Source organism: Thalassotalea litorea (assembly GCF_043642205.1).
Classification (GTDB): Bacteria; Pseudomonadota; Gammaproteobacteria; order Enterobacterales; family Alteromonadaceae; genus Thalassotalea_A; species Thalassotalea_A litorea.
In genome coordinates this window covers 43,816-52,824 of record NZ_JBHZSG010000020.1, presented here as the reverse complement: position 1 = coordinate 52,824, position 9,009 = coordinate 43,816, and the positions used below count along the sequence as shown (strand labels likewise).

Genomic DNA, 9,009 nt, shown 5'->3' with positions numbered 1-9,009 from the left:
CCCATCAATTTGATGGGGCTATTGTCGTACGATCCTTTTACCTGTCAACCGATCGATTGCTTATCTGATCGGTGTTATGCAGTTGCAGGCTTTTTAGGTTTGAGTATATCGATGTCACTCAGGATAGAAGGTTACGCAAACGCTTTTTAAGCGCCTTTTTTATCAGCGATATAACGGTCTACCATATCTTCAACAACAAATAGCGGAAGAGGGCCGTTTTTCAGATAAACGTCATGGAATTCACGAATGTCGAATTTTTCACCCAACTCGTTTTTCGCCTTGCCGCGTAGTTCTAATATTTTAAGCATACCGATTTTATAGGCCGTTGCCTGAGAAGGCATGACCGCATGACGCTCAACCATTTTCACCGCGTCAGATTTTGCATTTGGGGTATTGGTTACGTAATACTCGATGCCCTGTTCACGGGTCCATTTATTTACGTGCATACCTGTGTCGACAACCAGACGACAAGCTCGCCATAGTTCCATGGCCAGACGACCGAAGTCGGAATACGGGTCTTCATACAAGCCAATCTCTTTTGGCAGTAACTCGGTATATAGACCCCAGCCTTCAGAATAAGCCGTAAATCCAGAGAATTTACGGAATTTAGGTAAACCTTCCAACTCTTGAGAGATAGCTAATTGCATGTGATGACCTGGAATACCTTCATGATACGCGAGTGCTTCCATCTGATAGATAGGCATGGCTTTCATATCGTAAAGGTTGGCATAGTACATACCCGGACGCGAGCCATCTGGAGCTGGGCTAGAGTAGAATGCTTTACCGGCAGATTTTTCACGGAATGCTTCAACACGCTTAACCACAAGGTCGGCTTTTGGCTTAACAATAAATAGCTCATCCAGACGCGACTTCATGTTGTCGATATAGGCTGTCGCTTCATCTAAATAGCGTTGTTTACCTTCTTCGGTATCCGGATAGTAAAACTGATCATCTTCACGCATAAATTGCATAAAGGCCTGTAAATCGCCTTCAAAACCAACCTTGTCTTTAATGACTCGCATTTCATCGTGAATTCGGGCAACTTCATCCAAGCCTATTTGGTGGATCTCTTCTGCCGTCAGGTTGGTGGTGGTAGTATTTTTCAATGCAACATTGTAATACTCAAGACCGTTCGGGAACTTCCACGCACCAGCGTCAGGCGATGCTTTAGGTTCCAGATTGATAAGATAGTCAATGAGATCCTGATAAGCGGGTTGAACACTCGTAACTAACGCGTTTGACGCATCGTTGATTAGCGCGGTTTTCTCTTCGTCAGAAATTTCCAAAGCATCAACTTTCTTACGAAAATCGGCAAGCAGGGTAGAGTCTTCGCCTTCAGAGAAAGGCGCACCAACCAGAATGTTCTGCGAATCGCGGATTACATGTGGAAATACGAACGATGGCGCAATAATGCCTTTTTCTTCACGGATCTTAAGGCCGGTGATTAGCTGCTCGATCACAGTGTCAACACCATTCAAACGACTCACATAGGCAGTGGCGTCCTCGACGCTTTTTACACCGTGCTGGTTAATCAGGAATGAAGGAATGTTTGAGTGCATGCCAAACATCTGGTTAACCGGGTAGTTATGATAACGCCACTTGTGGTTATCGATGCTCTTTTGCATTTGTTGTTCAGCCAGTTTGTAGCTGATTTTGGTTTGATCGTCTAACGCGTCGTAATCGAATGCCTTTAACGCCGCCAGATTTTTCTTGGTGATTTCCAGCTCTTCGGCTGTTGCTTGCTCGGAATTATCGTCCCACTTACCGTAGTCTTTTTTAATACCCAGATAGGTTTGAAATTGCGGGCTGCGCATTACCGAATCCATAAACACTTGTTCAAAATAGGCATTCAGTTTTTCAGATTCTGTCTGTACGCTGGCCTGAGCCGCGGCTTCTTCGGCTTTTGGCGTGGCAGTCTGGTTTTGGCCAGTTTGGTTACAGCCAGCTAACAAGCTAGCTGAAACGGTTAAGGCGATAAGTGATTTTTTCATATACGCTACAACTCTTTGTCTTAGGGTGAACATAATCCGTCTGAGCTTAGCTCAGTCGGGCAACACCCGGGTTATTATAAAATGTGTTTTCAGGCGCTAAAAAAAGTAGCCCTGACTTCTCGCTGGTAACGGTTGGATCCGTTTCGGCGTTTGTTCTGCTGTTACAATGGGCTGGCTCACATGAGACAACACCTTGATGATGTCGGTCATTTGTGCAAAATCCAGTGTGGAAATTTCATCACTGACCTGATGGTAATCCTGATCATTGGAGATTTGGGTGCTGGATATACTGTGTGCAGGAACCCCTAATCTGGCAAGGGATGCATTATCAGAGCGATAAAAAAGCTGATAATCCGGATAAGGATCCGCCTCGATTCGATAATCACTCTGTTTTAACGGCTCTGACAGGTTGCGGTTCAGTAGCTCGCCGAGGTTGGAGCGTTCCATCCCTGTCATCCACATTTTGCCTGGACCAAACTGAGATGCTTTACCGATCATCTCAATATTAAACATAGCAATCATTTCATCGGCGTTGATGGTTTTACCAAAATATTCAGAACCCAGTAAGCCCATTTCTTCTGCAGTGAAAGTAATAAATAAAATACTGCGTTCACGATTTTCCATTGCCCGATAGAACCGGGCTAAATTTATTACCGCGGAAACGCCAGATGCATCGTCATTAGCGCCATTGTATATGGTATCTGTGCCACTATCAGTTTCCCCCTGGAAACCGATATGATCGTGGTGTGCTGAGAAAACCACATATTCATTAGGACGAGTCTTGCCCTTGAGTACACCGGCAACGTTGTTCAGTGTGACTTGCTGTTGTGTAAAGCCACCTTTTACGCTTAGTTGAGAGATCTCCTGAGTATCGGTTAACACCAATACCAGGGCATTACCATTTCTTTTGGTCAGGGACTTGGTCCCGGATTTCAGATAATTCGCAAATCCGTTAAATAGCTGTTGATGGACGCTGTCGACCAATACCAGGGAATTTTCGCCACGGCTGTTAAGGCCTGTGACAATCGCGCGAAAATCGTCATCTTTTTCAATTCGGGTAATGGTTACGTTGTCTTGATCCCAGTCAACGTTATCGGCACTGCCGACCGCAAAGAACTGCTCAGGGCTAATCGCAGTGTCATTAATGGCAACGCTGAAAGGATCTGCCTGATAATGAAACAAGTTAAAACCTTGCAGGTAACTCTGACCGAAAAAGGGTTGTAAACCCGCGGCTTTAAATTCTTCACTGATGTATTGTTCGGCAATCTTAATGCCGTCGCCGTCGGCGGCTCTGCCAAGCGTATTATCGCTGGCAAGAGCGACAACATCGGCCAAAACCTGTTCAACCGTGATTTCAGCTGCGGATACTGGCGTTAGCGATTGAGCGAAAAATAGCGCCAGAGCGCTTAACGTTGTTTGACCGGATTTTCTCATCGTAATCATAAATCTTTTTATAGTAAGTGCAGAAACATAGCGAATTTATTAGATCAGAACAATAGCTACGGAGAGTTATGAATTATCTTGTAACAAATTTGCCGCACATTGGCCTCCATTAAACGTAAATTGTCGTGTTTTTTAAACCTTTTCGACGATTAATGAGGGTAGTTGATTTACAACATAGAAACCGCGCGCTCATATGATACTAACCGACCAATTCAGTGCTATCGATTGCTATCGACGTTGCTATCAATGATCTGCAATAACGTACATGCTGTTATCCCATCTCATTTTACGGGGATAACAGCATTAAATGCACTAAGTCACATTAACTGCCCGTCTGCAGGGCGACGATATCCACCTCAATGGCGGCATTTTCATCACTCACCCAAATTTGCGAACCATCGATGGTAAACTGCAGTTCCATCGTACGTTGCAATAACGGGGTTAGGGCATTGCTTTGTTCTTCATTTACCTGCCAGACCGTTAGGTTGGAAAACTGAGACGCCTTATGCTGAATTTTCTGCCACCAGATATCGCTGGCACTGCCATAGCAATAAACGGCCACTTGTTGCGCTCGGTTGCTAGCCTTTTTCAATCGTTTTTCATCTAACTGGCCTAATTCAACCCAAAGTTCAATGTCTTCGTGGAGGTTTTTTATCCAGATATCGGGCTCATCGTCGGAAGATATCCCTTTACAAAGCTCCAGTTGTTCATGGTACTGGTGGGCAAATGCCAATAACCTGAGCATAAAACGACGTTCAGTTTCTGACGGGTGACGAGCAATGGTCAGTTGAAAACTTGGATAGAGATCGCGATTTAAATCGGTTACCTGCATCGAGGCTTTATAGATGGTGGATTTTTGTGCCACGGGGATTCCTGAGTGGTTTTCGATATTCGGCACGGATAATAACGTGTTATTGAAAAGAAAGCGACGTTTGAACCGGTGATGCGATGACGAACGCTTGCTGTCAGGCAAACTGCAACATAGCGTTCTTGGCTTGACTCGTCTGGCTAGATGCCTACTTGCCGCTTATTGTCTGAAAACCTGGTTAATCTTCTTTGGCCTGAATCAACTCTATGGCATAGCCATCAGGGTCTTTAACGAAGGCTATTTCTGTGGTGCCGCCTTTAACGGGGCCAGGTTCGCGAGATATGACTCCCCCTAAGGACTTAATCTTTTCACAGGCGAGATACACATTATCCACTTCAATGGCGATATGACCGAATGCACCACCTAAATCATAACTGTTCACCCCCCAGTTATAGGTTAATTCCAGCACCGTCGAATGGGCCATGTCGTCATAACCCATAAAAGCCAAGGTGTATTGATACTGCTCGTTATCAGAGCGGCGCAGCAAGCGCATACCTAAGACGTCCTGATAAAAGCTGATAGAGCGATCCAGGTCACCGACCCGTAACATTGTATGCAGAATTCTCATGTTTAATTCCTTGTTGGTCCTAAAGGGATCCTAATGTACTTATTCGTTGGATCTTAATCGGATGTTTTGTCTATAAATTCACAAACGTTTTCAGTGATACCGCCTGTCCATTGGGGCGTCGTTAATTCGGTGTTTTACCGATAGTGCCCCCCGGGCAGTGAATAACATCATTCTTGAATGCTTTTCGGACAACGTTAATTGTTTTTTGTTCCACTATACGGACAATTTTTCCTATCGCAACTTGGTTTTTCGATGTTGTCAGAGGAGGGCATTGGCAAATGTAGGCAAGAAATTGAGTCGTGTTTTGATTGCATAAAATGTCATCAGCGCCATCTTTGGTTCACTCGCATGCCATGGGACAGCTAGGGTGATGTAAAAATCCTTATGCAATCAATTAAGGCTGGTTTTCTATCCACCATTTTGAATGCATATCAATATGAAACCAATTTTACAACGTAGAACCGAATTTACATTGTCCATTGAATGGTGAATTAAGGTTGCCGTTTATGACTCAATTGTGCCTCAGCATCGACGATCAGTTATTGAGTATTTGTGAATAAAGCCAGGCCGCTACCGCTAGGTAACTGCCTGGCTTTATGTTACTTGCACCTGGCTAATATCTGGCTAACACCTGCCTGGTGCACGAGTTAGCGTCTGCTTATTGTTTGACGACACATTAACATAATCGCTATCAACAAAATTGATAACGGTGACTGAGTACCACCACTGGAACCTTTTTCAGGTTTAGGTGGTTCGATAACTGGAGCTGCGACAATGGTAATGTCAAAATTGGCGGTAACGATATCAGAACCATCGTCTGCGCTTAGCTCGATAGTGTAGGTACCAGGCTTGCTAAATGACCCCGATAACACCCCAAGGTTGATGGCTAAGTTGTCTGCGCCACTTACCGTTAATGTAAGCGGATCCTGGTCTGGGTCGATAAAGACATTACTTACATCAATTTCAATAGATACCTGATTATTACTATCTAGCTGGTAGGATTGATTAGCAGGTGGCTGATTGATTTCAGGTGGGGAATTGACAAACTCAACCGGCGCTTTACCTGTCACTTTCAACAAGGTAGAACCGATATTACGTTTTTGCGATGCGGTCGTCCCTAGCTCTAACAGGCCATAATAATTTTGCCCTTCTTCAAGCGGCATTAACTCGCCATTTTCCATCGCCCCATTAATGGTCAGGGAAATATCAAACTTTTCGTCTTGACCAACCTGTGAAGGCATATCGATATCAAAGCTTTCGCCCGAGGCATACTCGATGATCGCATATTCAAGCGAGATGTCATCTTCCTCTCCCGGTACGCTACCTGCAAAGTTATGTGCGAAAAGCCAGTAATTACCTGATGTTGGGTTTTCAATCACACACCGCTCTTTTGAGTCGACGTTGCCGCTGATGCATTTCAACGAATAGTATATTTCAATGGCATTGGGTAAGCCGTTGCCATCTTCGTCGATACCGACATAGAGATCGAGGTCTGGTGCAAGGGTTTCACCAATTTCAACAATTAGGCGCTTGGTATAAGGCTTAATGACGATAGGATGTGAAAATACCGTGTGTAAGTTCGTACCCGGACTATTTCGCTCAGAGGCTGAATCGGCAGCTTCAGCCGTGCCAGTTACCGTGGTTGTTTTTACCAAACCAAAAGCTTTACGCTGTAACTCTAGTGATCCTGACGTGTACACATCCTCAATAACAATCGTATTATCGACATTATTTAAGGCTGCGCTTATTTCTTTGACCACTTCTCCAGCCTGGAAATGAACCACCGCCTGAAAATGGGTATCGCTTTTGTCGCTCGCGCTATTCGCTAAATTGACATAGCCGTGAACCCACTCGTCCACTAAGTTTTCATTCGCGGTTGCCGTAAACGTTAATGTCTGGCTTTCTCCGGCTTTTAACGAAAAGCTGGCTGGTGATACAACAATGTCAAACCCAGGATTTAGGTATTCATAACTGGCAATCCAACTGCCATCAGCCGTTGCCGTAACGTCACGAGTCCATGAACAGCTAGAAATACAACTTGTCATTACCACTGATGTGGTATTGAGATCGTTGGGATTACCACCTTCGGCTGGATCTGCAGCCAAATAATCCTGTTCGCTGACATCAAGCAACAAACCGGCATTAATGGCTTTATGAACGCGAATGCTACCTGCTCCCTGATCAAAGAAATCAGAGCGTTCTGGGTTACCACTGTAGTTGTCATCTTTATACGTTTGTTGTACTGCTGTGGACATAATAGCGGATTGCAGTTGCGCCGGCGTCCACTCAGGACGAATCGCATGAATTAGCGCCATTGCACCAGCCACATGTGGACTTGCCATTGACGTGCCGGATAATGACGCGTAAGCGATTTGATTACTATTTTCAGTAAACGGTTTATCTTCAGCATAGGCGGCGTAAATATCAACACCAGGAGCAGCTATATCGGGTGCTAATATTTCTGGGAATGGCAAGTTAGGGCCGCGGGATGTAAACACGCCGGCGATATCGCCAAGTTCTGGATCGCGAATTAAAGTTGATTCACCGATAGTGGCCATATGATCACTACCTTGTGCTAACCAGTCCAATAGCGTTTCGCCATCAGCATGAGAAAGTTGAATGGCTGGGATAACATGCAGATCCGCATGTAAGCTATCAATGTCAGTATCAACATTAATCAATATTAAGCCACCAGCGCCGCCGGCGCGGACATTTATTCCTTTTGTCACACGTGGTATATCACCACGCTCACAAACGACAATCTCGCCATTAAAAGTTCCCTGGTCAAAAGGCTCCAGGCAGGCTTTATCTGTTTCAGGGACAATGACTTGACCGGTATAATTGGGCGTCGCTCCTTTGCCTGCCATGTTTGCCGGCACAATAGTGCCGCCGCTAAAGCCAGATAAGGTTTTATCAGAAAAACTCTGATCATGGGTATAAGCGGCAACGGTTGTTACCCAAGGCGCATTGCCCGGTGCGCCGACGGTCTCGGCGGTTGGACCAGCGTTACCGGCAGCGACAGCAACGTGCAAACCCGCTGTTCTGGCATTCAAAAACGCTTCCGTGGCAACAGAATTCCACGGACTATTTGCGCCACCACCAACCGAGTAGTTGATTACACTGACACCATTTTCAATCGCATGTTCTAATGCGCGAATGGTCAGTTCGCTGTAACAGCTACCGTTGTGATCGCACACTTGGTAAGAAACAATGTTGGCATGTGGTGCAACACCGCTGATGCTGTCAAAATTAAATGCACTTTCTTCAGAAATGTTATCGTCACCTTGCTCGATAACCAGACGATAATTGACGTTATTAACGACGTTACCCGCAGCCGTTGCTGCTACGTGTGTTCCATGGCCGTTAAAGTCGTAACCGATTCTGACTTTATCATCGATGTTATCGAGATCGGTGTTTTTGATATCCGGATAGGCATCAATAATTTCAGGGTAACTAACGATACCGATTAATTTATCATTGCAGAATGTTGGAAACTGTTGGCAATCACCAAGGTAATTACCTTTGCCTAACGGATTCTCATGTTCATATCCGTCATCACCCACGGCGGCAAATGCCGGGTGCGTTGCATTGATGCCGGTATCGATAATACCAATAATGACACCTTCGCCTTTAGTACCAACGTATTCACTCGTTTCCTGCCATACGTTTTTAGCACCAATGAATTCAGGCCCTGTTGCCGTTTGAATATAATGTAAATCGGCTTTTTCAATGCGTTCTACACTGTCGGAGCGTTTTAGAAACGCTACTTGCTGTTCGGATAGCTCGACGGTAACGGCATTTAAGATAATCTGGTAATCATGACCAATCTTAACGTTGCTGGCAAAAGCATCGTTCAATGTACTGATAATATGTTGTTGTTTTTGCTTTAATGTCTGGCGATAGGCTCTTGCCTGAGTTGAGTGTAACTCGATTGCGGGTGCTCCGTTAGCCATTGAATCAGAGCTGAAAATGGCGCTATCCTGATGTGTTTTGTAATTGGCAAGTGGTTCGTCTTTTAATACCACGAAATAGGTATTGTCCTGTCGCGTTTTTAATGCCTGAATATTCGCGATTTTTTCTTTATTGGGAATGATTTTATTCAGAGACTGTGCGTTGCCGTCATCAGCCATGGAAAGTTT

5 protein-coding genes are annotated in these 9,009 nt (G+C 44.9%); all 5 read right to left on the bottom strand.

Annotated features, from left to right (window positions below; all coding sequences use genetic code 11):
- Positions 1–146 precede the first annotated feature (146 nt).
- The 5 genes from ACHUFQ_RS10485 to ACHUFQ_RS10465 all read right to left on the bottom strand — a co-directional run bounded on the left by ACHUFQ_RS10485 (position 147) and on the right by ACHUFQ_RS10465 (position 9,000).
- A complete protein-coding gene (locus tag ACHUFQ_RS10485; protein ID WP_394175363.1) occupies positions 147–1,991 on the bottom strand; it encodes a DUF885 domain-containing protein in 1,845 nt (614 codons plus the stop codon).
- Between the two features lie 96 nt (positions 1,992–2,087).
- Complete coding sequence (locus ACHUFQ_RS10480; protein ID WP_394175361.1) at positions 2,088–3,434, bottom strand: M28 family peptidase; 1,347 nt, start codon at positions 3,432–3,434, stop codon at positions 2,088–2,090.
- A 322-nt stretch (positions 3,435–3,756) separates the two neighbouring features.
- Positions 3,757–4,299 carry a YaeQ family protein gene (locus ACHUFQ_RS10475; RefSeq protein ID WP_394175359.1) on the bottom strand — a complete coding sequence of 181 codons (543 nt, stop codon included), beginning with the start codon at positions 4,297–4,299 and terminating at the stop codon, positions 3,757–3,759.
- Between the two features lie 181 nt (positions 4,300–4,480).
- Complete coding sequence (gene gloA / locus ACHUFQ_RS10470; protein WP_394175357.1) at positions 4,481–4,870, bottom strand: lactoylglutathione lyase; 390 nt, start codon at positions 4,868–4,870, stop codon at positions 4,481–4,483.
- 647 nt (positions 4,871–5,517) lie between these two features.
- Positions 5,518–9,000: a S8 family serine peptidase gene (locus tag ACHUFQ_RS10465; RefSeq protein WP_394175355.1), complete on the bottom strand. Its 3,483-nt coding sequence runs from the start codon at positions 8,998–9,000 to the stop codon at positions 5,518–5,520.
- Between the last annotated feature and the right edge of the window lie 9 nt (positions 9,001–9,009).

What these genes read in the sequence shown, in the direction of transcription:
- ACHUFQ_RS10485 (WP_394175363.1), bottom strand. Translation starts at nt 1,991, where the DNA reads ATGAAAAAATCACTTATCGCCTTAACCGTTTCAGCTAGCTTGTTAGCT.
- ACHUFQ_RS10480 (WP_394175361.1), bottom strand. Translation starts at nt 3,434, where the DNA reads ATGATTACGATGAGAAAATCCGGTCAAACAACGTTAAGCGCTCTGGCG.
- gloA (WP_394175357.1), bottom strand. Translation starts at nt 4,870, where the DNA reads ATGAGAATTCTGCATACAATGTTACGGGTCGGTGACCTGGATCGCTCT.
- ACHUFQ_RS10465 (WP_394175355.1), bottom strand. Translation starts at nt 9,000, where the DNA reads ATGGCTGATGACGGCAACGCACAGTCTCTGAATAAAATCATTCCCAAT.